Source organism: Pseudothioclava alba (assembly GCF_033100795.1).
Classification (GTDB): Bacteria; Pseudomonadota; Alphaproteobacteria; order Rhodobacterales; family Rhodobacteraceae; genus Pseudothioclava.
In genome coordinates, this window is the sequence record NZ_JAWLVI010000011.1 from 26,427 (window position 1) to 52,044 (window position 25,618).

At 60.7% G+C, this 25,618-nt stretch carries 28 protein-coding genes, 1 tRNA gene, 1 pseudogene and 1 riboswitch; of the genes and pseudogenes, 17 read left to right on the forward strand and 13 right to left on the reverse strand.

Annotated features, from left to right (window positions below; translation table 11 throughout):
* Window positions 1-105: 105 nt before the first annotated feature.
* The gene (locus tag RYZ20_RS15325) at window positions 106-465 is read left to right on the forward strand and encodes a hypothetical protein (RefSeq protein WP_317675026.1); all 360 of its coding nucleotides are present in this window, start codon (window positions 106-108) and stop codon (window positions 463-465) included.
* A 36-nt stretch (window positions 466-501) separates the two neighbouring features.
* Window positions 502-1,749, forward strand: coding sequence for a threonine ammonia-lyase IlvA (ilvA, locus tag RYZ20_RS15330; protein ID WP_317675028.1), 1,248 nt, complete (start codon window positions 502-504; stop codon window positions 1,747-1,749).
* 3 nt (window positions 1,750-1,752) lie between these two features.
* Here ilvA and RYZ20_RS15335 read toward each other — a convergent pair whose 3' ends face one another.
* Window positions 1,753-2,082, reverse strand: coding sequence for an Hpt domain-containing protein (locus tag RYZ20_RS15335; RefSeq protein WP_317675030.1), 330 nt, complete (start codon window positions 2,080-2,082; stop codon window positions 1,753-1,755).
* 187 nt (window positions 2,083-2,269) lie between these two features.
* Here RYZ20_RS15335 and RYZ20_RS15340 point away from each other — a divergent pair, with 187 nt between their 5' ends.
* Together RYZ20_RS15340 and RYZ20_RS15345 are read left to right on the forward strand one after the other, a co-directional pair.
* Window positions 2,270-3,514, forward strand: a complete 1,245-nt coding sequence (locus tag RYZ20_RS15340; protein WP_317675032.1) for a PP2C family protein-serine/threonine phosphatase — start codon at window positions 2,270-2,272, stop codon at window positions 3,512-3,514.
* Window positions 3,515-3,571: 57 nt separating this feature from the next.
* Window positions 3,572-3,853, forward strand: a pseudogene (locus tag RYZ20_RS15345) (IS481 family transposase); the annotation flags it as partial.
* Between the two features lie 132 nt (window positions 3,854-3,985).
* Here RYZ20_RS15345 and RYZ20_RS15350 read toward each other — a convergent pair.
* Window positions 3,986-5,176, reverse strand: a complete 1,191-nt coding sequence (locus RYZ20_RS15350; protein ID WP_317675034.1) for a BaiN/RdsA family NAD(P)/FAD-dependent oxidoreductase — start codon at window positions 5,174-5,176, stop codon at window positions 3,986-3,988.
* A 99-nt stretch (window positions 5,177-5,275) separates the two neighbouring features.
* On the opposite strand from RYZ20_RS15350, the gene RYZ20_RS15355 reads away from it, so the two are divergent.
* Window positions 5,276-5,350 (forward strand) — tRNA-Gln (locus RYZ20_RS15355).
* Window positions 5,351-5,559: 209 nt separating this feature from the next.
* Window positions 5,560-6,339, forward strand: a complete 780-nt coding sequence (radC, locus tag RYZ20_RS15360; protein WP_317675036.1) for a RadC family protein — start codon at window positions 5,560-5,562, stop codon at window positions 6,337-6,339.
* 61 nt (window positions 6,340-6,400) lie between these two features.
* Here the strand turns inward: radC and galE are convergent, their stop codons facing one another.
* Genes galE through RYZ20_RS15385 form a run of 5 tightly spaced genes read right to left on the reverse strand, consistent with a single transcriptional unit; the run spans window position 6,401 to window position 10,804 of the window.
* Entirely contained in the window at window positions 6,401-7,420 is a 1,020-nt protein-coding gene (gene galE, locus RYZ20_RS15365; RefSeq protein ID WP_317675038.1) for a UDP-glucose 4-epimerase GalE, read from the reverse strand.
* Window positions 7,405-7,635 (reverse strand): hypothetical protein, encoded by a 231-nt coding sequence (locus RYZ20_RS15370; RefSeq protein ID WP_317675040.1) that lies wholly within the window; start codon window positions 7,633-7,635, stop codon window positions 7,405-7,407. Before RYZ20_RS15370 ends, galE begins: the two co-directional genes overlap by 16 nt.
* A gap of 4 nt (window positions 7,636-7,639) precedes the next feature.
* Complete coding sequence (locus RYZ20_RS15375; protein WP_317675042.1) at window positions 7,640-9,298, reverse strand: PhnE/PtxC family ABC transporter permease; 1,659 nt, start codon at window positions 9,296-9,298, stop codon at window positions 7,640-7,642.
* Window positions 9,288-9,953: an ATP-binding cassette domain-containing protein gene (locus tag RYZ20_RS15380; RefSeq protein ID WP_317675044.1), complete on the reverse strand. Its 666-nt coding sequence runs from the start codon at window positions 9,951-9,953 to the stop codon at window positions 9,288-9,290. Before RYZ20_RS15380 ends, RYZ20_RS15375 begins: the two co-directional genes overlap by 11 nt.
* Complete coding sequence (locus tag RYZ20_RS15385; RefSeq protein ID WP_317675046.1) at window positions 9,950-10,804, reverse strand: putative selenate ABC transporter substrate-binding protein; 855 nt, start codon at window positions 10,802-10,804, stop codon at window positions 9,950-9,952. Before RYZ20_RS15385 ends, RYZ20_RS15380 begins: the two co-directional genes overlap by 4 nt.
* A gap of 288 nt (window positions 10,805-11,092) precedes the next feature.
* Between RYZ20_RS15385 and rlmF the strand changes: the two genes are divergently transcribed.
* From rlmF to metK, 8 genes are all read left to right on the forward strand, one after another.
* Entirely contained in the window at window positions 11,093-11,998 is a 906-nt protein-coding gene (gene rlmF, locus RYZ20_RS15390; RefSeq protein WP_317675048.1) for a 23S rRNA (adenine(1618)-N(6))-methyltransferase RlmF, read from the forward strand.
* A 338-nt stretch (window positions 11,999-12,336) separates the two neighbouring features.
* Entirely contained in the window at window positions 12,337-12,897 is a 561-nt protein-coding gene (locus RYZ20_RS15395; protein WP_317675050.1) for an OmpA family protein, read from the forward strand.
* 12 nt (window positions 12,898-12,909) lie between these two features.
* On the forward strand, window positions 12,910-13,209 hold the full coding sequence (locus RYZ20_RS15400; protein ID WP_411572361.1) for a hypothetical protein: 300 nt from the start codon (window positions 12,910-12,912) through the stop codon (window positions 13,207-13,209).
* A gap of 164 nt (window positions 13,210-13,373) precedes the next feature.
* Window positions 13,374-14,384, forward strand: a complete 1,011-nt coding sequence (locus RYZ20_RS15405) for a PhoH family protein (RefSeq protein WP_317675052.1) — start codon at window positions 13,374-13,376, stop codon at window positions 14,382-14,384.
* 63 nt (window positions 14,385-14,447) lie between these two features.
* The gene (gene ybeY, locus RYZ20_RS15410; protein ID WP_317675076.1) at window positions 14,448-14,945 is read left to right on the forward strand and encodes an rRNA maturation RNase YbeY; all 498 of its coding nucleotides are present in this window, start codon (window positions 14,448-14,450) and stop codon (window positions 14,943-14,945) included.
* A gap of 39 nt (window positions 14,946-14,984) precedes the next feature.
* The gene (locus tag RYZ20_RS15415) at window positions 14,985-15,884 is read left to right on the forward strand and encodes a hemolysin family protein (RefSeq protein WP_317675054.1); all 900 of its coding nucleotides are present in this window, start codon (window positions 14,985-14,987) and stop codon (window positions 15,882-15,884) included.
* Window positions 15,885-15,890: 6 nt separating this feature from the next.
* Complete coding sequence (lnt, locus tag RYZ20_RS15420; RefSeq protein ID WP_317675056.1) at window positions 15,891-17,438, forward strand: apolipoprotein N-acyltransferase; 1,548 nt, start codon at window positions 15,891-15,893, stop codon at window positions 17,436-17,438.
* An 11-nt stretch (window positions 17,439-17,449) separates the two neighbouring features.
* Window positions 17,450-17,497, forward strand: a riboswitch (SAM-SAH riboswitch).
* A 7-nt stretch (window positions 17,498-17,504) separates the two neighbouring features.
* Window positions 17,505-18,671: a methionine adenosyltransferase gene (metK, locus tag RYZ20_RS15425; RefSeq protein WP_317675058.1), complete on the forward strand. Its 1,167-nt coding sequence runs from the start codon at window positions 17,505-17,507 to the stop codon at window positions 18,669-18,671.
* Window positions 18,672-18,733: 62 nt separating this feature from the next.
* On the opposite strand, the gene RYZ20_RS15430 is transcribed toward metK, so the two are convergent.
* Window positions 18,734-19,828: a PQQ-like beta-propeller repeat protein gene (locus RYZ20_RS15430; RefSeq protein WP_317675060.1), complete on the reverse strand. Its 1,095-nt coding sequence runs from the start codon at window positions 19,826-19,828 to the stop codon at window positions 18,734-18,736.
* Window positions 19,819-20,679: a hypothetical protein gene (locus RYZ20_RS15435; RefSeq protein ID WP_317675062.1), complete on the reverse strand. Its 861-nt coding sequence runs from the start codon at window positions 20,677-20,679 to the stop codon at window positions 19,819-19,821. Before RYZ20_RS15435 ends, RYZ20_RS15430 begins: the two co-directional genes overlap by 10 nt.
* Window positions 20,680-21,025: 346 nt before the next feature.
* Here RYZ20_RS15435 and RYZ20_RS15440 point away from each other — a divergent pair, with 346 nt between their 5' ends.
* On the forward strand, window positions 21,026-21,580 hold the full coding sequence (locus RYZ20_RS15440) for a helix-turn-helix transcriptional regulator (protein ID WP_317675064.1): 555 nt from the start codon (window positions 21,026-21,028) through the stop codon (window positions 21,578-21,580).
* 66 nt (window positions 21,581-21,646) lie between these two features.
* Here RYZ20_RS15440 and RYZ20_RS15445 read toward each other — a convergent pair whose 3' ends face one another.
* On the reverse strand, window positions 21,647-22,240 hold the full coding sequence (locus RYZ20_RS15445; RefSeq protein WP_317675066.1) for a NapC/NirT family cytochrome c: 594 nt from the start codon (window positions 22,238-22,240) through the stop codon (window positions 21,647-21,649).
* Window positions 22,241-22,323: 83 nt separating this feature from the next.
* Window positions 22,324-23,034: a c-type cytochrome gene (locus tag RYZ20_RS15450; protein WP_317675068.1), complete on the reverse strand. Its 711-nt coding sequence runs from the start codon at window positions 23,032-23,034 to the stop codon at window positions 22,324-22,326.
* A 186-nt stretch (window positions 23,035-23,220) separates the two neighbouring features.
* Between RYZ20_RS15450 and RYZ20_RS15455 the strand changes: the two genes are divergently transcribed.
* Together RYZ20_RS15455 and RYZ20_RS15460 are read left to right on the forward strand one after the other, a co-directional pair.
* Window positions 23,221-23,775: a helix-turn-helix transcriptional regulator gene (locus RYZ20_RS15455; RefSeq protein WP_317675070.1), complete on the forward strand. Its 555-nt coding sequence runs from the start codon at window positions 23,221-23,223 to the stop codon at window positions 23,773-23,775.
* Between the two features lie 60 nt (window positions 23,776-23,835).
* Window positions 23,836-24,090, forward strand: a complete 255-nt coding sequence (locus RYZ20_RS15460; RefSeq protein ID WP_317675071.1) for a hypothetical protein — start codon at window positions 23,836-23,838, stop codon at window positions 24,088-24,090.
* Between the two features lie 247 nt (window positions 24,091-24,337).
* Here the strand turns inward: RYZ20_RS15460 and RYZ20_RS15465 are convergent, their stop codons facing one another.
* Entirely contained in the window at window positions 24,338-25,279 is a 942-nt protein-coding gene (locus tag RYZ20_RS15465; RefSeq protein WP_317675072.1) for a PHP domain-containing protein, read from the reverse strand.
* Window positions 25,276-25,491, reverse strand: coding sequence for a TOBE domain-containing protein (locus tag RYZ20_RS15470; protein WP_317675073.1), 216 nt, complete (start codon window positions 25,489-25,491; stop codon window positions 25,276-25,278). The genes RYZ20_RS15465 and RYZ20_RS15470 overlap by 4 nt, the downstream gene beginning before the upstream one ends.
* Window positions 25,492-25,618: the final 127 nt, after the last annotated feature.

Here is a 25,618-nt window from a genome sequence, read left to right on the forward strand (position 1 = left end):
GCGGATCGAATTGTTCCCGATACATTGGTGCGGGGCGGTTGCATGACATTTCTTACCCTCTTGGAAAACTAGCGGCGTGTAACCAGTAACCTTTTTGAGGGCAAAATGACGTCTTGGAACCTGATAAAACATGCCTTTGGCATGCTATGGCTTGCGCTTCTGGTTTTCGCCCTTGCGGCCTATTGGCGGCTCAGCGCCAGCCTTCCGGGCGCGGCGCTTGAGAACGGCGCAGGCATCGGGGACACTTGGCGCGCGACCGAGGGCACGCTTGGCACCTTCCTGATGGCGACAGTGCTTCTGGTTGTTCTTGGTGTGCTTCTTGGGCTTCTGATGGGGGTTCTTATGCTGATCCCGGTCATCGGGTTCTTGATCTACATCGCGCTGCAATGGTTCCTGACTATGTTTACGCTGTCGCTCCTGACGACGGTTTACGGCCATTATATCGAGAAGCGCGAACTCGTCTGAGCTTGCCAAACGCGCGAGGGTGGGTCTAATCGGCGTATGACCGAATTTGCGCTCTCCACCCTCGCCGCCACCCGTGCCTTGCGCGCGCTTTTTGAACCAACGCCCTTGCAGCGCAACGACCACCTGTCCGCGCGCTACGGGGCCGATATATGGCTCAAGCGCGAAGACCTGACGCCGGTGCGCAGCTATAAAATCCGCGGTGCCTTTACCGCGATGCGCAAGCTGCGCGAGCGTGACCCGAATGCCGGTCATTTCGTCTGTGCAAGTGCTGGTAACCACGCGCAGGGGGTCGCCTTTGCCTGCCGTCATTTCGGTGTGAAGGGAACGATTTTCATGCCGGTGACGACGCCGCAGCAGAAGATTGCCAAGACCCGGACCTTCGGCGGCGACGCCATCGAAATCGTGCTGACGGGTGACTATTTCGACCAGACGCTGGCGGCCTCGCAAACGTTTTGTTCCGAGGCCGGGGCGCATTTTCTGGCACCCTTCGATGATGCCTCGGTGATTGAAGGGCAGGCGTCGGTTGGTGTGGAAATCCTCGATCAACTGGGGAAAGCGCCGGATGTTGTGATCCTGCCCGTTGGTGGCGGTGGTCTGGCCGCAGGCGTTACCGGCTATCTGCGCGCCACAGCACCCGAAACCGAATACCGCTTTGTCGAGCCCGTCGGTGGCGCAAGCCTGACGGCCGCGATTGCGGCGGGGCATCTGGTGACGCTGGATCAGGTCGACAGCTTTGTCGATGGTGCATCTGTCGCCCGCATAGGTGCGCTGCCCTATGAACGTCTCGACTGGATCGTGCCCGAGCAAATCCTGCGCGCGCCCGAAGACCGCATCTGCGTGACGATGCTTGAGATGTTGAATGTCGAGGGGATTGTGCTTGAACCCGCTGGCGCGCTTTCGGTCGATGTTCTGCCCGAGCTTGCAGATCAGATTCGCGGCAAGACCGTGGTCTGCGTGACCTCGGGCGGGAATTTCGATTTCGAGCGTCTGCCCGAGGTCAAGGAGCGCGCGCAGCGGTTCTCGGGGCTGAAGAAATACTTCATCCTGCGCCTGCCGCAACGCCCCGGTGCCTTGCGCGAATTCCTGACGATGCTTGGTCCTGACGACGATATTGCGCGCTTCGAATACCTCAAGAAATCGGCGCGGAACTTCGGCTCGGTCCTGATCGGGATCGAGACAAAGGCCGCCGAAAACTTCACTTTGCTGGAGACGAAGCTCGACGAGGCCGGATTCACCTATCGGGACATCAGCAGCGACCCGATCCTCGCCGAATTTCTGATCTGAGCGTTATGCCGCCTGACAGAACTCATCCGCACGCTGCATGAAGATGTCCTTCGACTGGCCATAGCATTCGATGATGGCGCGCACGTTGATCGCGGCAGAATCGCCTGCATTCGCGCGCCGCTCGCCGTCCTGGCACATGGCGCCAAAGGCGGCAAAGCCAAGGTTCCACGCAGACCCTTTCAGGAAGTGCAACTCGTCGCCCAGCTTTTCGGGTCGTGACCCGAGCCGCATGACAACGCCCTCGACCTCATCCAGAAACAGATCCAGCACCTCGGCAAAGCCGTCAGCGCCGATTTCCGATCGCAGTTCAGCGACCCGATCCCAATCAATCATCTCCACCTCCACACGGACGACGCGAGCCGCCCTGTTGTTCTTCACCGGATACGAGTCTTAGGGATGATTCCTTGCAGAAGGTTTAATCGCTCTTTCCGTTTAACCATTCACCGCTTTTTAAGACGGCCGTGCGAAGACTGCGGAGACTGAATTGAATGGATTTTTTGCCTTGTCCGAGCATGTAAACATGGCTGCGGAAAATCGAACAGAGCCAGCTTGCGCCGATCGGCGGCGCATTCTGGTCGTCGATGATTCCAGAATGCAGCGCCGCATTTTGACGGCGCAGCTTGCCCGTTCCGGATACGAAGTCATTGAGGCGGCCTGCGCCGAGGATGCGATCGAGCTGTGCCGGACCCATAACCCTGATATTGTGCTGTCCGACTGGATGATGCCGGGAATGACCGGTGTGGAATTTTGCCGCATTTTCCGTGAGATGAGCCGCGCCAGTTATGGCTACTTTGTTCTGCTCACCTCCAAGACAGAGAAGGACGAGGTCGCTATGGGCCTCGAGAGCGGCGCGGACGATTTCCTCTCCAAGCCGGTCAACGGGGACGAGCTTCGCGCACGGATCGCCGCCGGGGAGCGTATCTTGCGGATGGAACGTGAACTGCTTGAAAAGAAACGTCTCTTGCAAGTGGCGCAAGAGGCGATCGACCGGGATCTGGACGAGGCGCGAAAACTCCAGCAAAGCCTTATCAAAGAGAGATACCGTTCCTTTGGATCGGCGGAAGTAACGCTGATGCTGCGGCCCTCGGGGCATGTTGGCGGCGATCTGGTCGGATTTTTCCCGATAACCGCAACGCGGGTCGGACTGTTCGGCATTGATGTTTCGGGGCATGGCATCGCAAGTGCCCTGATGACGGCGCGGCTGGCCGCGTATCTGTCGGGCAGCGCGCCCGAGCAGAACGTCGCCCTGATCCTGACAGAATACGGGATTTATGACGGGCGACCGCCGGCGGATGTCGCCGCATATCTGAATGCCCTGATTCTGGATGAAATGGAGACCGAGGCCTATTTCACGCTAATTTACGCCGATGTCGATCTGATCTCGGGCGAGGTGAGCATGGTTCAGGCCGGGCACCCCTATCCGGCGGTGCAGCGTGCGGATGGATCGGTCGAATTTGTCGGTTCAGGTGGCCTGCCTGTCGGCCTGTTGCCCGGCGCAAAATACGAAGCTTTCAATACAACCCTGAAGCCCGGCGACCGGCTGCTCCTGATGTCGGACGGCATGACCGAAGCCTCTGATGGTAAACATGAAATGCTGGGAGACGAGGGGCTTGAGCGGCTGATGCAAAACTCTGCTGATCTGCGAGGCCAGAAATTTCTTGATGCGCTTTACTGGAGCATTGATGCTTTCGCCTGCGGCGCGCAAACCGATGATATTTCAGCAGTGTTTTTCGAGTTTCATGGGGCGAAAGAAAACGCCGACTAGGTGTTTAGTCCCAGTGTGTGATGGTCTGCTTATCTGTGACCATCCTAAGGACGCACTATGGGACAAATTCTTCACGGCAGCGCCACGACCACGCACGCAGTCAGAGCAGCAATACAGCGATCGTGCGCTTCGAACGCGGCGCTGAGTCGGGAACTTGGGATCAATGTCAAAACGGTAGCCAAGTGGCGCAAGCGGCAGACGGTTGAGGACGTGCGGATGGGTCCGAAGGACGCGCATTCGACTGTTCTCAGCGTCGAGGGGGAAGCCGTGATTGTCGCTTTCCGGCGCCACACGCTGCTGCCGCTCGATGGCTGTCTCTATGCCCTGCAGCCGAGCATCATCCTGCAGCCGCCCAAAAAAGAGCATCAAAAGCACCGCCAGATGGTTCACGGGTTCAGCGTCTTTTCCACCTGAAATCGCTCCTTGTTCATCTTCGCATCTGGCGAGGCTACACGGCAGTGCCCCTCTAGATCAGGCGACCTGCCCGGCAGCCCAGCCGGACGCCCAGGCCCATTGAAAGTTGTAGCCGCCCAGCCAGCCGGTGACGTCCACAACTTCACCCACGAAATAAAGCCCCGGCACGGTCCGGGCCTCCATCGTTTTTGCATCCAGCGCATCGGTCGAAACCCCGCCGAGCGTGACTTCGGCTGTGCGATACCCCTCCGACCCCACAGGCTTGATCTGCCAGTTGTGAAGCCTTTCCCCGATCCGCGCGAGCGATTTGTTCGAATGATCAGCCAGGCGTCCCTGAATATCCAGCTCTGCACATATCGCCTGTGCAAGCTTTGCGGGCAGCAGTCGCGCCAGCGCATTATGAGGCGCCAGCTTGCCACCCTCTTGCCGAATCTCCGCCATTTCGGCCGCAATATCGCGCCCGGGGGCAAGGTCGACGCGTAGCGCATCCCCCTCGCGCCAATAGCTTGAAATCTGGAGAATAGCAGGACCAGAGAGGCCGCGATGCGTGAATAGCAAATCTTCGTCAAAAGCCACCTTGCCATGCGAAACGCGTGCCTTCAGCGCAATCCCCGAAAGCGGGGCGGTCCGCGCCAGTTCTTGCTCGGCAAAGGTCAGCGGCACCAGTGCGGGCCGCGTCTCGACAATTGGCAGGCCGAACTCTTCGGCGACCCGGTACCCGATCCCCGTCGCCCCCATCTTCGGGATAGACTTGCCCCCCGTCGCAACAATTACCGACGTTGCGCGCACCTCGCCCATGGAGGTCTGCGCAACAAACTCCTCGCCTCGACGCTCGATGCTCTCGATTGCGCAGCCTGTATGCAACGCGCCCCCAACCGCGCGCAGATCGTCTACCAGCATGTCGGTGATCTGGGTGGCCTTACCATCGCAGAACAACTGGCCCAGATGCTTTTCATGCCACGCGATCCCCGCCTGATCGACGCGAGCGATGAAATCGGCAGGCGTAAAACGCGACAAAGCCGAGAGTGCGAAGCGCGGATTTTGCGACAGAAAGCGGGCCGATGCGTTCTGACGGGTTAGTTCGCGGTTGGTAAAATTGCACCGCCCCCCGCCCGAGATACGGATCTTTTCGCCGGGGTGCCGCGCATGATCCAGAATCACCACATCGCGCCCGCGTCGCGCGGCTTCCGCGCCCGCCATCAATCCGGCAGCGCCCGCTCCAAGAACAAGAACATCAGCTTTTTTCATGCAGACAGCCTTTGCACCCTGCGTCTGGGGTTCGCAATGAATTTTGTATATTTTTCCTCTTGAAGCCCGCCGCAGCCTTAGCTAAACACCGCCCACCGTTGGGGCGTAGCCAAGTGGTAAGGCACCGGTTTTTGGTACCGCGCACCGTAGGTTCGAATCCTACCGCCCCAGCCATCCTTCCTTTCAGATCAAAGCGTCATGCCCCGTTGAGCAAGTGAATCTGCGCTTGCCCCGGTTAATGCCCCACGGCGGGGGAAAGAGCCTGGCGCCACCATCTTGTTGGGCGACTGGATCGCCTTGAAGTCGAAGCTATCTGGTCTCTTCGGACGCCTTTTTTATTTAAGTTAATTGAAAATTTACCATGCGGCGCCAAGCATCTCGGAATGAACCAGTCGCACCATTCCGATTTTTTTGAGCCACATCTGCCGCTGTTCGCGGAAAGTGACGAGGCCAGCGAAACACCCGCATTGCCCACCAAAGGGCAGCGCCTTCCGTCCTATCTGGGCGACCATCGCAAGCGTTTGCGCGAGCGGTTCATGAACGGCGGCGCGGATGCTCTGCCCGATTACGAACTTCTGGAACTGCTACTGTTTCGCGCGCTCCCGCGGCAGGATGTTAAACCCCTCGCGCGGCGCCTGATTGATGCGTTCGGCGATTTCGGGCGTGTTCTGGCCGCGCCGATCCCGCGTCTGACCGAGGTTTCAGGCGTTGGCGATGCGGTCATTCAAGAGCTTAAAATCGCCGAAGCAGCCGGACAGCGCAGCGCACGTTCGAAAGTCATCAACCGGCCCGTTCTGACCTCGTGGAGCGCCTTGATCGACTACTGCCACACCATCCTGAACCACTGCGAGGTTGAACAGTTCCGCGTTCTTTATCTTGACCGCAAAAACGTGCTGATTGCGGACGAACCGCAAGCCAAAGGCACGGTGGATCATGTGCCGGTCTATCCGCGCGAGGTTCTGAAACGCGCGCTGGAGCTGAACGCCTCGGCACTGATTCTGGTGCATAACCACCCGTCCGGCGACCCGACGCCCTCGGCACAGGATATTTCGATGACGCAGGTTATCGAAAGCGCGGGGCAGCCCCTTGGTATCACCCTGCACGACCACATCGTTATCGGCTGCGAGACCGAAGTGAGCTTTCGCGCTGACGGATACTTGTAATCAGGACATGAGGGACGCGCTACGCTCCGCCATTGTCGATGGATACAACCCGGCTGATACGTCAGCCCTCTTCGCGAAACCCGTTCGGGTTTTGTGACTGCCACGCCCATGTGCTTGCGCACATATCGTCCAGGGTTTTCTCGGCGTGCCAGTTCAGAAGCTTGTTTGCCTTATCGGGTGCGGCCAGCGAACGGGCGATATCGCCGGGGCGGCGAGCGACAATCTCGAAGGGTATGTCGCGCCCAGAGGCCCGCGCGAAAGCCTCCACCATTTCCAGAACAGAATAGCCCTGCCCTGTGCCAACATTGATCGCTTCCGCACCGATGGACCCGTTGGCAAACCGGAGCGCAGCCGTGTGCGCACGGGCAAGATCGCTCACATGGATATAGTCGCGCACGCCCGTTCCGTCTGGCGTATCGTAGTCATCGCCGAACACCGAAAGCTTTTCCCGCCGCCCGACAGCGACTTGTGCGACGAAGGGCATGAGGTTGTTCGGGATGTCGCTGGGGTCTTCTCCGAGACGCGCCGAAACATGCGCTCCGACCGGATTGAAATAGCGCAGCAGAACCGCCGATGCCTCTGGCGTTGCCGCAGCCCAGTCCCGCAAGACCTGCTCGGCCATATGCTTGGTCTGGCCGTAGACATTCGTCGGGGCGCAAGGGTGATCCTCATCGAAGGGCAGGTATTGCGGCAGGCCGTAAACGGTTGCAGAAGACGAAAACACGATCCGCTTGCAGCCGACCTTATCCATCGCATCAAGCAAGGAAAGCGTGCCCGAAATATTCACATCATAGTAGCGCAACGGAATAACCGACGATTCCCCCACCGCCTTGAGGCCGGCGAAATGGATTACTGCGTCGGGACGAAATGCGGCCATCACGTCGCCCAGCGCGGCACGATCGCGGATGTCGACCTCGGCGAAGGGGACGGTGGCCTGCGTCAGCTCGGACACGCGAGCAAGAACCTCCGGCGAGGAGTTGTCGAAACTGTCGACGACAAAGACCTCGTGCCCCTGCGCGCGGAGCTCAATCAGCGTATGGGAGCCGATATAGCCAGCCCCGCCCGTTACCAGAACACGCATTTTCTCGCTCCGTTTATTGCACCTTGCACTAGTTTCGCGGGCAGGTCTTTATCGACCCGCTCGGCCTTGGCTTCAAAACCTGCCCTCTGGACAGCGCTCATCTTCAGGATAGAGCCAAGGTGCTTTGCGTCGTTCACGGTGCGTATGACGATGCTGACAATCATTAAGCGCCTTTTCGGGTCGATGCCGTTATCTGCAGGCGGCGTTCCAAGCACATTTTCACCTACTTTGCCGCAAGAGGCTTTGCAACCCGAAACGCGTTTCCCGATCTGACAATGCGGATGTAAGGTGCTCCTGCATTTCCCGCGGCACGCACGCCCTAGCCTGGGTGTTGGCACCCATTTCCGTCACGGCCGGGCTGGTGGGGGCTACTCCGGAAATCCGCGTGTCGCTTCTGTTCTGAACGAGGCTGAGAGACGCGGCCCCCAAGCGCCCGCGTAATGCCTTTGAAAGCGCATCTATGGCCGCCGTCAATGCCGCGATGGCGAGGATCAGCATCAGGGCGCGGTCAAGCCGTAACGTGGCCAGCGCGCTATCGAGGTAAAAGCCGAGCGTTGCCACGCCGAGCAGCCCCATCACGGCGGTTTCGCGCAGGATCATCTCCCACCGATAAAGACTTAGCGCCAGAAAGCGACCAAAGAGGCGCGGCGCCAGCTCATAGCCCCACAGCGCGGCCCCGCGCGGCGCATCGGGGCGCAGGCCTGCCAGAATCCCCTCTGCCTCACGGCTTAGCAAATGGGCGATGATCGCGCCGTTGTGGATGGCAAGCGCCAGTATGACCGGCAGCATCGACGGGCCGAGGATTTGCAAAAAGAGATAGGCGAGCATGTATTCGGGTATGGTGCGCAAAACGATGGTGACAAAACGCGCGGGCCAAACCGCAAAGCCCGCCACCTGCCGCACCAGCACCGAAAAGCCGCCAAAGGCGAGCGCGCCCGTCGCCACCAGCGCGAGTTGCGCTACAATGAGCGTGATCAGCGTAGCGGGAAGGATTTGCCCGGTGACAATCGGCCCAAGCCAGTCGGGTAGATCGGCCCAGTGCCCCTCGCGCAGCGGAGCGGGCACGATGTCGACCGTGAAAAATCGCCATAGCGCGCCTGCACCCATCGGCGGCGTGCTCACCCCACCGAGCACCCAGAGCGAGGCCACCAGCCAAAGCGGCACCAGCGCAAGGCGCATCCAGTGCCGGATGGTCACGACGAGGGCTATGTAAATCATCAGCACCGCGCCCACTGCGCCGTAATTGCCGATGCGGAAAAAGGAATCGAGCTGGAATCCAAGCGTAGGCAGGCCGATGAAGCCAAGCACCGCGCTTGAGCGCAGCCCGCATTCCACCCGATAAAGTATGTAAGACCACATATCGGCCGCCACGAGCGGCGCACGGGCGAAGAGAAAGCGCGAGAACGCATCGACGCCGGGGGGCAGCACGCGGGCGGGGGCCGGGTCGGCCTCTTCGATCAGCTCGGCAAAGACCTTGGCAAACACCCCCGCATAGGGCAGCGCGATGGCCAAAACGCCTGTAGTGGGCGAAAGGCCCGTGACCTGCATGAGTAAAAGCGCCCAGAAAAGCTCGTGCACCGAGCGCAGGCCGATCAGCACCGCGCGCAGCGGACGAAAGGCGTAAAACGGCGCGCAGATGAGGCCCGCCACCGCGCCAACAGCAACCCCCGCCAGCGCGAATGCCAGCGTGCGCGCCGTAGCCGCGCCAAGATCTTCGATGGCGGCAAAATCGGGGTGCAAAAGCCCCTGCCCCATGCGTGCAAGCGCCGCCCAGGGGGCATGCGCCGAAACCGCCAGATCGGCAAAGGGCAGCGCCAGCACCGCCAGCGCGAGCATGGCCAGCACAAGGGCGCGCCGCGAGAGAGGCTCAGGCCGCATAGAGGCTCTCGAACTGGGCGGGCGTTACCTGCGCCGGAGGGGCATCGAACACCAGCGCACCCTTGCGCACGCCGATGATCCGGCTCGCAAAGCTGCGCGCAAGCGTGAGGTCGTGGAGCGACAAAACAGAGGTTTCAAAATGCCGCGCCACCACCGCCAAAAGCGCCTCGGCCTGCGTTTCATCCACGGCGGAAACCGGCTCATCGCCCAAAAATACCTGACCGCCCCGATAAAGCGCGCGGGCGAGCGACACCCGCTGCCTTTGCCCGCCCGAAAGCCCCTCTACCGCGCGCTGCGCCTGTTCGGCCAACCCAAGCTCTGCCAGAAGCGCCAGAATTTCGGCCCGCGCGGGTTTGGGCGTGTGGAGCAGGCTGGCCAGATTGTGCAGCGCGCCGTGATCGTCAAGCCGCCCCATCAGCGTGTTTTTGACCACGCTCAACTGCGGCACCAGCCCCGCCTCTTGTGGGGCGAGCGCCACGCGCAGTCCATCCGCCACCATCCGCGCGTGAAGCGCCATCAGCAGCGTGGTCTTGCCCGCGCCGCTCGGGCCGACAAGCACCACACGCTCGCCCGCACGAATGTCGAGCGACACCCCGTCAAAGACGGTGGCGCCGCCATAGGCGAGCCGTTCGGCACTGAGCCGCGCCAGTGTCATTCCAGCAAGCCGAGCGCGCGCGCGGTTTCGGCGATGGGGATGAAATCCTCGCTTTTCGCGGCGATGAACGCCTGACGCGGGAAGCTGGCAAGCAAATCCGGGTCATCCATGCCGATCAGCGCCTCTTGCACACGGTCGGCAAAACCCTCGCCAAAGCGGGCGTCAACATCGCCGCGAATGGTCCAGTTGTAATCGGGGTAAGGCGGGGTCTGCCAGATCACATGCGCGGTTTCGGTCTCGGGCAGGGCGTCGGCCGCAGCCTTGTCGTAAACCGCATAATTCAGCGCGCCCACCTGCCACGCCCCCGAGGCCACGAGCCGCAGGGTTTGCGAGTGATCGCCCGAAAAACCCACGCGCGAGAAGAACTCTTCCGGCGCCGCGCCGGTTTCGGCGCGGATATGATACTCGGGCATCAGCCGCCCCGAGGTCGAGCTTTTGGAGCCGAAGGTGAAGGTCATGCCTTTGGCGTCAAGCGGAAAGCTCTCCTGCCGCGTAAGTCCCGTGGAACTATGCGCAATGAAATAGGTGACAAACTGCGGGTCTTCGGCCCCTTGCGCAATGGCCTGCGCGCCCGGCACCAGTTGCCGTGCCTGCACACCGGTCAGGCCGCCAAACCACGCAAGCTGGATCTGGTCGTTGCGAAAGGCCGTGACCGAGGCGCCGTAGTCTTTCACCGGCACAAATTCGACATCAACGCCCAGTTCCCCCGCAAGATAGTCGGCAACCTTGGTAAACCGCGCAACCAACGCCGTCTGGTCTTCGTCTGGAATCGCCGAAAAGTAGAAAGTTTCGGCGAAGATCATGGTCGGAATGATCGTGAAGAGTGTGGCCAGCAGGCAACCTTGGCGCATGAGGCGTCCTTTCGCATTTATTGTGATCGCCTCATAGCGCCAGCCTCCATCCTCGCGCAACATCAGTTGGCGAAATAAGTCATTGCGAGCCTGGAGGGGTTTCTACATATGCGGGGGCTGTAGAATTCAAGATGAGCCGAAAGTCGGTTTTCCAATCCTGCGCGGCAGCACTGGCCTTTTGCACGAGCGGGGGTTGCGGGTCGTTCTGCTATTTCGCAAGCCGCCACAACGCACTAAGCTGGCCCCCTCGTCAGGTAATCTGCCTGACCATCCGGCGAGAAGGTTTCTATGTCTGTCAAACCCATGTTGCACCCGCGCAACCAGCATCGGGAGGGGTATGACTTTGATCGCCTGATCGAGGCATCGCCTGAACTTGCGGCCTTCACCACCAAAAACCCGCGCGGTCAGGTCACGATCAATTTTCAGGATGCGGTCGCAGTCCGTATGCTCAACCGCGCGCTCTTGCGGGCGTATTATGGCATTGATTTCTGGGATATTCCGGCCACTTTCCTGTGCCCGCCCATTCCGGGCCGGGTCGATTACATCCACTATCTGGCCGATCTTCTGGCCGAGAGTAATGGCCAGAAAATCCCGCGCGGGCCCGACATCAAGGCGTTGGACATCGGCACCGGCGCGAGCCTTGTCTATCCGCTGACCGGCCAGAATGAATACGGCTGGGAGTTTACCGGCGTTGATATCGACCCCGCCTCGATCAGGTCAGCGCGCGAGATCTGCCAGCGCAACGGGCTGAATATCCGGCTCAGGCGTCAGATAAACCCTGAGGATATTTTTAAAGGCGTTATCGGTCCCGACGATATTTTCCACGTCACGCTTTGCAATCCGCCGTTTCATGCCTCGCTTGCGCAGGCCGAAGCGGGCACCCGCCGCAAGTGGCGCAACCTGGGCAAGGGGCACTCGGCCGCGCTCAATTTTGGCGGCCAGAATGCAGAGCTTTGGTGCCCCGGCGGGGAAATCGGCTTCATCGCCAGAATGATCGAGCAAAGCGTGGTTTTCGCCGAGCAATGTCTGTGGTTCACCTGTCTGGTGTCGAAGAAAGACAACCTCAAGCCGCTTTCCAGACTGCTGAAAAAGGCGCGGGTGGCCGAGTCCAGGGTCGTCGAGATGGCGCAGGGGCAAAAGACCAGCCGGTTCATGGCCTGGACTTTCTATCCTGAACGGCAGCGTTCCCTATAGCTGGAGCTGGGGCAACGACAGGGTAGCGCCAGCACCAACGCTTCTTATCAGGGGTTGCCTCGGTGCAACCCGTCCGCATCTGTTCCCCTTTTCAGAATATTTGTGCTTACCTCTTAAATTCGGGCGATTTCGCTAAGGTTTTTTTTACCGGTTTGCGGGAGTTTGTTTCTATGTGCGGTGAAAAGTTCGGATGGGGGCGGGATTGTCTTTCTTTGGTATACATCATTTTGATTAATTTCCTTTCCTTGCCCCCAAATTTTGCTAATCTTGGCGTAATATTCTGATCGTCAGGTGGGGCCTGCCGGTCCTCGACTACCCGCAAGGAGGCGTAGGCAGTAATGATTGTGACATCCCGTATTTTGCGGCCCGCTGTGGCGGCGCTGGCCGCTGTATCGCTTGTGCTGGGGGCTGCATCGCTTCCGGCTGTGGCCCAGTCGTCCAAGATGGAGGGCTATGTGCCCACGATCTGGATCGACCCCGACGGGTGCGAGCACTGGGCGATGGACGATGGCGCCGAAGGCTATATGGACATCCGCAAGACACGCGATGGCCGCCCGGTCTGTCACCGCAACGTCTGCGGCATCGTGCCGACGGACCAGCTTTTTGCGACCGATAAATCGGCGATCTCTGCCTCGGGGCGGAAGTATCTGGAAAACTTCTTCCGCACCGCTCAGGCGCGCGCCTTTATTATTTCGGGTCATACCGACAGCCGCGCATCGGACGAATATAACATGGGTCTGTCCAAGCGCCGCGCGAACGCGGTCGCATCGGTCGCCCAGACGACGGGCGCAAATGTTCTGGCGGTGAACTGGTATGGCGAGCGTCAACCGCGCGCTACCAATTCGACCTCTGCTGGCATGGCGCAGAATCGCCGCGTCGAAATTATCTGTGTGAAGTAAGGGGCCAGTAGGATGAAGTTTGTGACTGTAGCCATGCTGTTCGGGGCGGTCTCGACCATCGCGGCCTGCGATGTGAAGGGTATTGATAAGACCTACGACGGGGGCACCGACAAAAAGCACCTGAGCCAGCTTCAGGCGGGTGTCTGGATCGACCCGGAGGGGTGTGATCACTGGATCATCGACGATGGCATCGAAGGCTATCTGAGTGCGCGTCTGGACGATTACGGCAAGCCGATCTGCTCGGGCGCGGGGCCGAAATCGACGGCGGTCGGCCCGTTCAAATCCGGTTCGCCGATCGCAGACCCGCTCTGATTTCATCGAAGCATCAGTTTTGGGCCGTGCGGTTTCCGCGCGGCTTTTTTCATTGCCGTTTTATGAAATTTTGGCGCAGCGACCTTTTCGGGCGAAACAACTGCTTGCGTTAGAGGGAGGCAAGAGGCACCATATCTTTATCAACCTCTGCCAGGGAGACGGTATTGGGCTTCAGCGCGATCTCACCCCCGACCAACGCTCAAGACGCACATGAAACGCTGCTTGAGTTTCCTGATAACCGGCTGTTGATCGACCTTTGCGGCGAGTTCGACCGTAACCTCGCCCAGATCGAGCACAAGCTTGGGGTTCACATCCTGCGACGCGGCAACCAGCTTGCCGTTGTGGGGGCGCCCGAGGCGCAGTTGCAGGCGGCGGGCATTTTGCATCACCTCTATCAACGGCTTGAGCAGGGCAAGCCTCTGGATGCCGAAGAGATTGACGCCGCACTGCGGATGGCCGATTTCGGGTCCACGGGCGCGACGATGGACGAGCAGCTTGAGATGTTCGAGGCCGGCAAGTTTGAAATCCGCACCCGTAAAAAGCAGGTGGAACCCCGCACCGACGCGCAAAAAGCCTATGTCCGCAGTCTGTTCGAACATGAGCTGGCCTTCGGGATCGGTCCGGCGGGCACTGGCAAGACCTATCTGGCCGTCGCTGTGGGCGTGACCATGCTGATCGGCGGGCATGTGGACAAGATTATCCTCTCGCGCCCGGCGGTCGAGGCGGGCGAGCGCTTGGGCTTTTTACCCGGCGACATGAAGGATAAGGTCGATCCCTACATGCAGCCGCTTTACGATGCGCTGAACGATTTTCTGCCCTCGAAGCAGCTTGCCAAGCTGATGGAAGAAAAGCGGATCGAAATTGCGCCTTTGGCCTTTATGCGCGGTCGGACGCTGTCGAGCGCCTTTGTCGTGCTGGACGAGGCGCAGAACGCGACGACGATGCAGATGAAGATGTTCCTGACGCGCTTGGGGCAGGGCTCGCGGATGGTGATTACCGGCGACCGCTCGCAGGTGGATTTGCCGCGCGGGATGCCCTCGGGGCTGGCCGATGCCGAGCGGATTCTTGACGGTGTAAAGGGCGTGGCCTTCAATTACTTCACCGCCAAGGATGTGGTGCGTCACCCGCTGGTCGCGCGGATCATCGAGGCCTATGACAAGGCCGACGAAGCGTGAGAAAAGGGGGCGCTGTCCCCCTTTCCTTTGCTCCGGCAAGGGAGTATCGCGCGGCCTATGACCATGCAGATCGACATTGATATAGAAGACGCCCGATGGGAGGCGCTTGGGCTTGAGGCTTTGGCCGAACGGGCCGCGGCGGCGGTGGCGCAAGAGTTCGGGCTGGCCCCCGAGATGTGTGAACTGTCGCTTCTGGGGTGCTCCGATGCCCGCATCGCCGAACTGAACGACGAATTTCGCGATAAGCCACGCCCCACGAATGTTCTAAGCTGGCCTGCCGAAGAACGCGGCACCGAAAAGGCGGGCGCTGCGCCCGAGGCGCCGCAACCCGACATATTCGGCGCGATCACGCTTGGCGATATTGCGATTGCCGTCGAGACCTGCGAGCGTGAAGCGGCGGAGCAGGGTAAACCTGTTGCCGATCATGTGACGCATCTTCTGGTGCATGGGCTACTGCATCTCATGGGATATGACCATATTCGTGACGAAGATGCCGCGCTGATGGAAGGAATCGAGATCCGCATCCTTGAACAGATGGGGATTGTTAACCCATATGAGTAAATCTGAGGCACGACATGCCGTTTGATTTGGAAAGGACCGATGGGACAAGTCGCTGACGGGGGATCCTCCGCCAACGCGCCCGCGTCGAGTGACGACGCCGGCGAGAGTTCGCCCGAAGCCGCCTCGCGCGGATTTTTCGGCAGGATATTCGAAGCATTGGGGGGCGCCGAGCCCGAGGCCGAGCCTGTTGCCGTGAGCGCCTCGCCCGAGGCCGCGCCACCGCCAGGGCTTGGGAATTTGCGCAAGATGCGTGTGGGACAGGTCGCCATTCCCAAGGTCGAGATCGTGGCTGTGCCCGCCGACATCACCCGCGATGCGCTGGTCGACGTGTTCCGCGAGCATGGCTATTCGCGCCTGCCGGTCTTCAAGGAAACGCTGGATACGCCTTTGGGGCTGGTGCACCTAAAAGATCTCGCGCTGGAACACGGGTTCGGAAAATCCGGCTCGGGCCGGTTTTCGGTGAAGAAACTCGTCCGGCCGCTGCTGTATGTGCCGCCCTCGATGCCGATAGGTGTGCTTCTGCAGAAGATGCAGGTTCAGCGCATTCATATGGCGCTGGTGATCGACGAATACGGTGGCGTGGACGGGCTGGTGACGCTGGAGGATCTGATTGAGCAGGTCATCGGCGAGATCGAGGACGAACACGACGAGGCCGAGGGCCGCTTCTGGACACAGGAAAAGCCCGGACAGTGGGCCGTGCAGGCCCGCGCCCCCTTGGGCGAGTTTGAGACCGAGATCGGTATAAAGCTAGCCCGCCCCGAAGAGGATGACGAGGTCGACTCACTCGGGGGGCTGGTGTTCATGCAGATCGGACGGGTTCCGGCGCGCGGCGAAGTGATCGTCGCCGAAAACGGCGTGGAATACGAAATCGTTGATGCCGACCCGCGCCGGATCAAGCGTTTGCGCGTGCGCCTGCCGGGCGTGGCGCCTGCGGAGTAAGCGCGGGTGGCGCTCTGGTTTGGCGCGCGTCGTCACCCCGAATGGCGGGTGCTCGGCCTTGCCCTGACTGGCGGCGCAGTTGCTGGGTTTGGGCAGGCGCCCTTCGGATTTTGGCTGCTGACGCTGGCCGCGCTTGCGGGGCTGATCGCACTCGCCGCACGCGAAATGCCGTCTGCGCATCGCGCGTGGATCGGCTTTGCGGCAGGGTTCGGCTATGCACTTGTCACGATGAACTGGATCGTCGAGCCGTTCTTTGTGGAGGCCGAGGTCTACGCGTGGATGGCCCCGTTTGCCCTTGTGCTGATGTGCGCGGGAATGGGTGTTTTCTGGGGCTTGGCGCTTTGGCTGGGGGGTATGTCACGCGCGGGCCGTGGGTCGCGCGCTTTCGGCGTGGCTATCGGGCTTGCGGCTTCGGATGCGCTGCGCAGCTATGTTTTTACCGGCTTCCCTTGGGTGTTGCTGGGGCATATCTGGATCGACACGCCCCTGGCACAGGCGGCGGCACTGATCGGGCCGATCGGGCTAAGCCTGCTGACGGTTCTGCTTGCCGCCCTTCCGGCGCTGTTCCGGGCGCGGCCCGTGTCGGGAGGGGGGGCTGCTGCGGCTCTGCTCGCGGCGAGTGGCGCCCTTTGGCTGCAAGGACAATCCGCGCTGGACGCCCCCTTGCCCGAGAGCACCGACCCCGCCGTTATCCGCATCGTGCAGCCCAACGCGGCACAGCACCTGAAATGGCAGCCCGACTATGCGCGCGAGTTTTTCTACCGCCATCTCGATCTGACAGCGGCGCCACCCGAAGCTGGCAAACGCCCTGATCTGGTGATCTGGCCCGAGACCGCGGTTCCGTTTCTTCTGGACGACAGCCCCAGAGGGCTAGAGGTGATCGCTGAAGCTGCAGGCGGGGTGCCGGTTGCGCTTGGCATTCAACGCGCGGAGGGCGCGCGGTTCTTCAATTCGCTCGCGGTGATAGCCCCCGACGGCACGGTCAGCGCGCTTTATGACAAGACGCATCTGGTGCCGTTTGGCGAGTATATTCCCTTTGGCGATGCGCTGTCCGGCGTCGGGATCAGCGCCTTCGCCGCGCAGGCGGGGAATGGTTATTCCTCGGGCAGCGGTGAGGCGCTGCTTGATCTGGGGCCGCTGGGGCGTGTTGTGCCACTGATCTGCTACGAGGCGGTCTTCCCGCAAGACATCCGTGCGATCGCTGCGCGGGGTGACTGGCTCTTGCAGATCACCAATGACGCGTGGTTTGGCGACGGTGCGGGACCGGAGCAACATCTGGTCCAGGCACGGTTTCGGGCTATAGAGCAGGGGCTGCCGCTCATGCGCTCGGCCAATACCGGCATTTCCGCGGCGGTCGATCCGCGCGGGCGCGTGACGGCCTCGCTCGGGATGGGAGCGCAGGGCGTGATCGACGTGCCTTTGCCGGTCGCCTTGCCAAAGACCACCTATGCGCGACTTGGCGACTGGCCGGTGATCGGACTAATTGTCGCGATCTTGGTCTTTAATTCACTATTTTACTCAAGTTTGGTTGACCGCCGCCGCTTCCGGCATTAGGCAGGACCATCGAACCGTCACAACGGCTTCCTGGCGTGACGGGGATTAGTAATGGAGCACTTCCCAATGGCACGACAGAACTACATTTTTACTTCCGAGTCCGTCTCGGAAGGGCACCCCGACAAGGTCTGTGACCGGATCTCGGATGCGGTGCTTGACGCGTTTCTCGCCGAAGAGCCGAATGCGCGCGTCGCTTGCGAAACCTTTGCCACGACCAATCAGGTTGTCGTCGGCGGCGAGGTCGGCCTGTCCGATCAGGCGCGGCTGGCCGATTTCATGGGCCGGATCGATTCAATCGTGCGCGATTGCGTCAAGGACATCGGCTACGAGCAAGAGAAATTCCACTGGGCGACGCTCCAGTTCGCGAACTATCTGCACCCGCAATCGGCGCATATCAGCCAGGGCGTCGACAAAGACGGCGCAGGCGATCAGGGGATCATGTTCGGTTACGCGACCGATGAAACCCCCGAGCTGATGCCCGCCCCCATCCAGTATTCGCACGCGATCCTGCGCCGTCTGGCCGAGGCGCGCAAATCGGGCGCTGAACCCACGCTCGGCCCCGACGCGAAGTCGCAGCTTTCGGTGCGCTACGAGGGCGGTAAGCCTGTCGGCGTCAGCTCGATCGTGCTGTCGACGCAGCACGCCGATGAAAGCCAGACCTCGGATGACATCCGCGCGATTGTCGAACCATATATCCGCGAGGTTCTGCCCGCCGGCTGGATCACCGAAGAGACCGAATGGTGGGTCAACCCGACCGGAACCTTCGTGATCGGTGGTCCCGATGGCGACGCGGGCCTGACGGGGCGCAAGATCATCGTCGACACCTACGGCGGGGCCGCGCCCCACGGAGGTGGCGCGTTCTCGGGCAAAGACCCGACCAAGGTCGACCGCTCGGCCGCCTATGCCGCGCGCTATCTGGCGAAGAACGTGGTGGCTGCGGGGCTGGCACAGAAATGCCTGATCCAGGTGTCCTATGCGATCGGCGTGGCCAAGCCGCTGTCGATCTATGCAGATACCTACGGCACGGGCGAGGTTCCGGACGAAGAGATCGAGCGTATCGTCGCCCAGTGCATGGACCTGACGCCGCGCGGTATCCGCACGCATCTGGATCTGTGCAAACCGATTTACGCCCGCACCGCTGCCTATGGCCACTTCGGTCGCGCGCCCGAGGCCGATGGCGGTTTCTCGTGGGAGAAAACCGATCTGATCGAGGCGCTGAAAAAAGCCCTCTGACCCGACAAAGCCAAGGCCGGAGGGTGACCTCCGGCCTTTCTAATTCGGCCTCGTTCCGGGGCTTATATTCCCTCAGTCAGCAATATCTCCGCCGAGGTCGTCGGGAAGGCGATCCCCGCGCCACCCGCCAAGGGCAATACCGCGTGGCGGATTTTGGCAGGCACCTTGCGTGCGGCCAGTTCTTCGCCGTTTTTCATATCCAGCACATGCAGCACGTTATCCATCGAGAGGACAAAAAGCCGCCCGTCCTGCGAGGCGATCTCGGCCAGAACCGAGGCCCAGTTGTCCGCGCTGCCATTATAGTCCGTGGTGCGGTGACGCCAGCGCACCCGCCCCGAGGCGAGGCTGATGCAATAGACCCAGCCGGTTGGCGACCACAGAAAGGCCGCGCCATCCGCGACATGCTGCGAGTTGATGAAATTGCCCGCGTTAAAGCTCCAGAGCTTCGAGCCGTCTTCCAGCGAAAGGCCGGTCAGGAACTCTTTGTAGGTTCCGGCGACCAGAATCCCGTCGGCCACCGTGATCTGGCGCAGGTATTGCCAGCGGTCGCGGACGTCCTGCTGCCAGCGCAACGCGCCCGTAGCCTTGTCCAACGCATAGATGCGGCCATCGCCCGGACCGGCGATAATCATATCCTCTGACGCCGTCGGCGCATAGCTGGCCAGCGTGTCGGGGACACCCGCAAAGCGCCAGTGCTCGGCGCCGGTGGCGGCATCAAGGGTGACGATCTCGTGCCCGTCGCCAAAGCAGATTACCGCGCCGTCAATCAGCGGAACGCCGGTCTGGATGCGAGCAGCATAGCGCCAGACCTCGGCGCCGCTGGCCTGATCGTAGGCGGCCAGCCAACTGCGCCCGCCAACCACCATCAGCCCGCTATCGGTGAGGCGTGGGCGAAACACCGCCGGATCGGCGGCGCCGTGGGGCTGCGTCCAAAGCGGCTCGCCACTTGCCACCGAGACCGCGCCTAGCGTCCGGTCGCCCGCGTAGAACAGCCGCCCCGCCGCCTCGCTCAGTGGCGTGATCCGGCTGTTGTCGGTCGGGCACATCCAGCGCGCGCTCAGCGGGTCGTAGCTATCCGCAAAAGCTCTCACCGGCCCGAGCGTCAGGCCGGTGAGAAGGGATTGCACCACAGTGCGCCGCGTCAGCCTTAGCGGCATTGCGCGCCCTGCTTGATCCACGCGAACAGGATTTGCGTGTTGGGGTGGTCGCGGTCTTCGGACGGGTCGATGCCCGGCGGCATACGGTCCTCGGTGAGGTGCTGGAACACGCCGCTTTGCTCGGGGTGGCCCGGGATGATGACCTTGGTCGCCTTGTCGACGCCCTTAGCCACGGAATCCGCACCCAGCATGATGCCTTCGTACGAGGTCAGGTCCAGCTCGTGGAAGCTGGGAGGTTCTTCGTTCGACATGTGGCAATCAGAGCAGGCGGGCGTGTCGGGGCCGAAAACGCTCTCGGTGTTGAACAGCGGCAGAACAGCGGTTTTGAAGTTCTCGTCGTTCTGGGCGCCATCGGTGATCCAGACTTCGACCGTCTTGATTGCATCCGAGCCATGATCGACGTCGAAGGAGATTCCCAGCGGCATCCGGTTATTGCGCAGGCGGCGGCCAAGGATTTCGCGCTTGGGGTCTTGACCGGCTACGAATAGCGGGCGGGCCGGAGCCTCGGTCGAGCCGAGCTTGATGCCGTCGCAAGTGGACAGGTCAAGCCCGCGATAGCTTTGCGCCGGATCGTTCGACGAGTGGCAGACGATGCAGGCCGGGCCCGAACCGAAAGCGTTGGGCGAGGCCATCAGTTCCGAGATATAGCTGTAGGGGATCGGAATGTTGCGCTTGAGGATCAGCTCGGTGACCGCCGCATGATCGCCCTCGATCGAAATGCGCCCTGCGCGCACATCTTCCAGATATGCCTCGTTGATGGACTTGACGCCGTCGGCCTGAACGCCGGTTGAAAGCGTCAGGGCGGCGATCATCGCCAGACCCGTTTTTATGACTGTAGTCCTATGGTTCATGTTTTCTCTCTCCCTTCCCTGTTGTCGAAAGCGAATTGCTTTCGTCATGCGCGCCATTGTGGCAGCGGCGCGTGCGCTGATGCGAAGGGACGAACGGAGCAGGCACGAAACTAGTTGCCTATGCCGTTGCGAATACTGGTTAATTCAGAAAATTATACGATGCGAACAACGGGGACTGCCTCCCTGTGACTTCCCGGTTGCGCGCCCTTCGCATTATATGACTTCAGCGTAATGTCACACTGGCGTGATCGGGTTGTTGCAATCAAACGCTCAATTGCTGCAGTATGCCGCTGAATACCGGAAATAGATGAAAGTTGGGGCCACTACGACAAAGGTATGAATGCCTATGGACGCATTTTTCGCGAATAATACACCTAGAACGAGTATCTCCTCGTCGCTGATGGGGATAGGGGGGCTGGTTGCTCTCTCGGTGATCCATTTCGTTTGCGGGGTTATTCTGACTGTCGATGTCGTGCTCGAGATCCACACCAACCTGACGGACGATCAGGCCGAGCCGGAGCACGGTCTGTTCCACCTGATTACCGAGGCGTTCGCGACGGGGCTTTTGTTCTTTGCGTTCTTCCTGTCGTCCAAACACATACTGGTGCATCGCGCCGCCCTCCATCGGGCCAAGCAACGTCTGGACGGGGTGCGTCACGACTTCGCGGGGCTGGTGCAGCGCCGTTTCCATGAATGGGAGCTGTCGCCAGCCGAAACCGAGACCGCGATGCTGACGGTCAAGGGGCTGCGGATTGCCGAAATCGCAACCATGCGCGAGTGCAGCGAAGCCACGGTGAAATCGCATCTGACCAGCATTTTCCGCAAATCGGGCACACGGTCGCGACCAGAGCTACTGGCGCATTTTGTCGATGATTTTCTGGAGCTGTCGACGGATGAGTAAACGTCGACACACGACAAAAGCCCCGGCGGGAAAGCCGGGGCTTTTGTTTTTCAGAAGGCGTAGACCTTAGTCGTCGCGTTCGACCTTGGGTAGCTTATGCGCGATCCCCTTGTGGCAGTCGATGCAGGTGCTGCCCTCGGACAGATCGGTGCCCAAAGCGACCGGCTCCATCTTTTCACGAGCGCGGCGGGCCTGATGCTCAAAGTCCATCGCATCGAAGCTGTGGCAGTTACGGCACTCGCGCGAGTCGTTCGCCTTCATTGTCTCCCAGACGTGACCGGCAAGCTCGGCGCGTTTCGCCTCGAACTTCTCGGGCGTGTTGATCGTGCCAAGGAGCTTGTGCAGGATCTCGTTGGAGGCCTTGATCTTGCGGACAACCTTCGGGCCCCATTCATGCGGAACGTGGCAATCCGAGCAAACCGCGCGCACACCGGCGGGGTTCTTGTAGTGAACGGAAGTTTTGTATTCCTGATAGACCGTGTCCTCCATCTCGTGGCACGAGATGCAGAACTCCAGCGTATTGGTCGCCTCCATCGCGGTATTGAACCCGCCCCAGAGAACGATCCCTGCGCCGATCCCGATGGTCAGCAAAATGCCCTGCCCGATCTGCACGCTCGGCCTTAAATACCAGCGAAACAGCCGTCGAATGAACGAAAGCATTGAAGCCCCCTTTTCTTATGGAAAAGGCCGCCGGAGAGGGGTGCTGTCCGACGGCCGGTCAAGATAGGTCTAAGCCGCGGGTGTTATTCTTGCGGCAGCGTTGCGATATGCGCGAGGATGTCCGCAGCAACCTGATGGTCGATGGCGCGCAGTGCAGGCATCACCTCGGCGGGTTGGCCGTTCAGAACCTTTTGCATCACTTCCCACGGGTTCCCCATGAGCGAGCCAAGCGGCGGCATCTCTTTCGGCTCTTTGCCGTCTGCCCCGTGGCAGTTGGCGCAGATCGTGCCGTAAACTTGTGCGCCTTTGGCCGCGTCACCCTTCATCGACTTGTCTTCGTTGATATAGAGGCTCCAGTCGACCGAACCATAAGCCACGAAGTTGGCCAGATCGTTCAGGTTCTCTTCCGAAAGCTTGTCGCCAAAGCCGTGATCCGCTGAGGTCAGGACCGCGACGATTGCTGCCGGATCGGCGCCCGCCATGCCGTTGATGCCCTTGATGCCGGTCGCGTGGCTGCCCGACTTATAGGCGCCGTCCACACCCATGCCGTCCCAGCCGTGGCACTCTTTGCAGCGCCAGTTGCTTGCCGGGTCTTTGGCGTATTTCTCGTTGCTGGCCGGATAAAGCGGGTGCGACTCTGCCGGGACGTCCGCTTTCACGACCTTATACCACTTGTCGTAAAGTTTCCCGCCGCGTGCGATCGAACCCTGGTCCGGTTCTGCGAATGCTGCCGTTGCTACCGCGCCTACCGAAACTGCCGTCAGCACAGCGAATGCTCGATTTAGGATGGTCATGCTGTGTGTCCTTCTCTGATTTTGTTGGGTTCAACTGCTGGTGTTTGCGCGTTTCGATCGACTCCGATCGGCCTCACGTTGGCGTGATTGAATGGTTGCAATCAATGGGATAATTGCGGAAGGATGCCGCAACAGCGTGAAACAAGATCAAAGTTCAGGAGGACTAGACGAAAGTCTAGGGCGGTCATGGATGCTATTTTAGGCGTAAATACCTCGAAATCGGGCTTCTCGTTCTCATTCGCGGGAAAATTCGGGCTGATTGTCCTGTCGCTGATCCACTTTGTTTGCGCGGTCATCCTGACAATCGACATTTCGCTCGAGATTCACGCCTCGGTTTCTGAAGAGTCGCAAGAGGCCGAGCACGGGCCGGTTTTGCTGGTGTCCGAAATATTGGCGACGGCACTGCTGTATTTTGCCTTCTATCAGTCCTCGCGCCAGTTGTTGTTACAACGCGCAGCGATCCGGCGGATGAAAGAGCGTCTGGCCGGTGTGCGCAGCGAATTTGCTGGTCTGGTCGATCATCGCTTTCACGAATGGGGGCTGTCGCCTGCCGAGACCGAGATCGCGCTGATGACGGTCAAAGGGCTGCGCATCGCAGAAATCGCCGAAATGCGCGGCTGTTGCGAGGGGACAGTCAAATCGCACCTGACCTCGATCTTCAAGAAATCAGGAGTTTCCTCACGCCCCGAACTATTGGCGCATTTCGTCGATGATTTTCTTGATTTGTCAGCGGGTGACTGACACGGCCTGACCTGCGTCGGCGACGCGCATCAATGGCAATGGGCAGCTTTTGCAATATTGTTGCAACAGGGAGTTGCGCCCGATCACGGGGATACCTGCCGCGTCGCGCTCCGTCCCTTGTCAGGGAGGTCCAAGTGGGACGTCGCCTGCCACGCGGTGAGCGACCTGCCGCTTATCAAGTATCTGCCCGCGCTTATTGTGCGCGCCAGCGACCCGCTTCGCGTCCACGCGGGGTTGTGGCGCTGCACCTTCTGCTTCACGCGCGGCAAAACCTTGGCATCGCGGATCGTGTTGACGGGGTTTTCGCCAGTGTAGAAGCCCTTCGACTTTGCCACATCCAGCACGCCCCCGTGAGGGGACGACGCGATGTCACTGCGATCCTAGCCAGGAGGACGTTCGGGAGTTAGAACCAGCCCCAGCGGATGACCTTTAGATAAAGCGATAGCACCGCTCAGGCTGTCCCTTGCCAGCCTTCAGCACGAATGGGGCCATAAATTCGTCCCGGTCACACGTTCTCGCCACATTGATGCTTGCTCATCCATCGGAACGGACCTAGCCATACTCAGCGCGGCACATCATCTGGCGCAAGGTGGATCGGGTTTGTCCAGGCACGTTTTCCAGCACGGTCAATCACGCTCACCCGCAGCCAATCGGAGGCCACAAACCGTTCCAGCGTCATCTCGGCGCGGGTGAGAGACTGGCCATGCAGCGCCCGAGCGGCACTACCCGCCCCCTGCACGATGACCGAGGCCGCGGCCGAACATTCGACCACGATCCGATCACCTTTTAGCTCGACGTGGCGAATTTCCGGCCCCTGCGAAGAATAGAACGCCCCCGATTTAAGCGCCGTCAACAGGGCTTCAGGGGTGTTTTCCTCGGCCTTGACCATGACCCAGCCGCCAAAGTGATCGGGTTCGGTGAAATGCGCGTCATCGGTGGCGATCAGGGTAACATCACGCCCCTCGCTCAGAAGCAGATCGGCAATGTGAAAACCTTCGCCCCGATCGCAACCGGCAAAGCAGCCGTGGTTATAGACCTCGACCGCATGGGCGGCGTCGATGCTGCGGGCGTCCGCCAGCGTCAGCCCCGACCAGTGCGGATGAGCCACCGCCACGAAAGCCCCCGCCTCGCGGGCGCGGCGCGCAATTTCGGGGCCGGTTTCCTGTCCCTCCACGGGGGCGAAATCAGGCGCATGCGAGGGCGCAAAATCGGCGGGCAAGCCGACCGCGAGGATGTGCCACAGCTCTCCGTTTTCCATCGCGCCGGAATGCAGCTCCGCCCCTAAAAGGGTGGTGAAACCCTCGTGGCGACATCCGGTCGTGTCGACGATCGGATAACCATACAGACCGACAAAATGGTCGGTCAGCGCCAGAAAGTCATACCCCTCGGCAGCATAACGGCGGCAAACCTCTTCGGGCGACAGGCAGCCGTCCGAGAGGTGCGAATGGGTGTGCAGATTGCCGCGCCAGAAGCGGCCGGGGGCATCAAAGCCAGGGAAGATCATTTTGGAAGCACCAACAGGTCATCGGGAGAGAAGAATAGGTCCGCCGTAGCGCCGGGCTGAGGCAAGGTGAGGTCGTTTTGGTTGAACATGTCAATCGAGACCGGCTGCCCCTCGACATCTACCCGGGCGCGGATCACCGACCCCATGAAATCAGTATGCAGAACCCTGCCGCTGATCGACACATCGCGCGCGTCTCGCTTGCGCAAGGACATGGTCTCGGGTGACGTGCTCCCCTGAAAAGTCCTCGATTTGAGGTTAGGCTGTTCTCCAACTGAGGAGACAGACGATGAAGAGAAGCCGTTTCAGCGAAGTGCAAATCATTGGCATCCTGAAGGAGCA

Bases quoted from the DNA above. Each gene is read 5' to 3' on its own strand.
- RYZ20_RS15325 (WP_317675026.1), top strand. From the start codon at position 106: ATGACGTCTTGGAACCTGATAAAACATGCCTTTGGCATGCTATGGCTT.
- ilvA (WP_317675028.1), top strand. From the start codon at position 502: ATGACCGAATTTGCGCTCTCCACCCTCGCCGCCACCCGTGCCTTGCGC.
- RYZ20_RS15335 (WP_317675030.1), bottom strand. From the start codon at position 2,082: ATGATTGATTGGGATCGGGTCGCTGAACTGCGATCGGAAATCGGCGCT.
- RYZ20_RS15340 (WP_317675032.1), top strand. From the start codon at position 2,270: ATGGCTGCGGAAAATCGAACAGAGCCAGCTTGCGCCGATCGGCGGCGC.
- RYZ20_RS15350 (WP_317675034.1), bottom strand. From the start codon at position 5,176: ATGAAAAAAGCTGATGTTCTTGTTCTTGGAGCGGGCGCTGCCGGATTG.
- radC (WP_317675036.1), top strand. From the start codon at position 5,560: ATGAACCAGTCGCACCATTCCGATTTTTTTGAGCCACATCTGCCGCTG.
- galE (WP_317675038.1), bottom strand. From the start codon at position 7,420: ATGCGTGTTCTGGTAACGGGCGGGGCTGGCTATATCGGCTCCCATACG.
- RYZ20_RS15375 (WP_317675042.1), bottom strand. From the start codon at position 9,298: ATGCGGCCTGAGCCTCTCTCGCGGCGCGCCCTTGTGCTGGCCATGCTC.
- RYZ20_RS15380 (WP_317675044.1), bottom strand. From the start codon at position 9,953: ATGACACTGGCGCGGCTCAGTGCCGAACGGCTCGCCTATGGCGGCGCC.
- RYZ20_RS15385 (WP_317675046.1), bottom strand. From the start codon at position 10,804: ATGCGCCAAGGTTGCCTGCTGGCCACACTCTTCACGATCATTCCGACC.
- rlmF (WP_317675048.1), top strand. From the start codon at position 11,093: ATGTCTGTCAAACCCATGTTGCACCCGCGCAACCAGCATCGGGAGGGG.
- RYZ20_RS15395 (WP_317675050.1), top strand. From the start codon at position 12,337: ATGATTGTGACATCCCGTATTTTGCGGCCCGCTGTGGCGGCGCTGGCC.
- RYZ20_RS15400 (WP_411572361.1), top strand. From the start codon at position 12,910: ATGAAGTTTGTGACTGTAGCCATGCTGTTCGGGGCGGTCTCGACCATC.
- ybeY (WP_317675076.1), top strand. From the start codon at position 14,448: ATGCAGATCGACATTGATATAGAAGACGCCCGATGGGAGGCGCTTGGG.
- RYZ20_RS15415 (WP_317675054.1), top strand. From the start codon at position 14,985: ATGGGACAAGTCGCTGACGGGGGATCCTCCGCCAACGCGCCCGCGTCG.
- metK (WP_317675058.1), top strand. From the start codon at position 17,505: ATGGCACGACAGAACTACATTTTTACTTCCGAGTCCGTCTCGGAAGGG.
- RYZ20_RS15430 (WP_317675060.1), bottom strand. From the start codon at position 19,828: ATGCCGCTAAGGCTGACGCGGCGCACTGTGGTGCAATCCCTTCTCACC.
- RYZ20_RS15435 (WP_317675062.1), bottom strand. From the start codon at position 20,679: ATGAACCATAGGACTACAGTCATAAAAACGGGTCTGGCGATGATCGCC.
- RYZ20_RS15440 (WP_317675064.1), top strand. From the start codon at position 21,026: ATGGACGCATTTTTCGCGAATAATACACCTAGAACGAGTATCTCCTCG.
- RYZ20_RS15445 (WP_317675066.1), bottom strand. From the start codon at position 22,240: ATGCTTTCGTTCATTCGACGGCTGTTTCGCTGGTATTTAAGGCCGAGC.
- RYZ20_RS15450 (WP_317675068.1), bottom strand. From the start codon at position 23,034: ATGACCATCCTAAATCGAGCATTCGCTGTGCTGACGGCAGTTTCGGTA.
- RYZ20_RS15455 (WP_317675070.1), top strand. From the start codon at position 23,221: ATGGATGCTATTTTAGGCGTAAATACCTCGAAATCGGGCTTCTCGTTC.
- RYZ20_RS15465 (WP_317675072.1), bottom strand. From the start codon at position 25,279: ATGATCTTCCCTGGCTTTGATGCCCCCGGCCGCTTCTGGCGCGGCAAT.
- RYZ20_RS15470 (WP_317675073.1), bottom strand. From the start codon at position 25,491: ATGTCCTTGCGCAAGCGAGACGCGCGCGATGTGTCGATCAGCGGCAGG.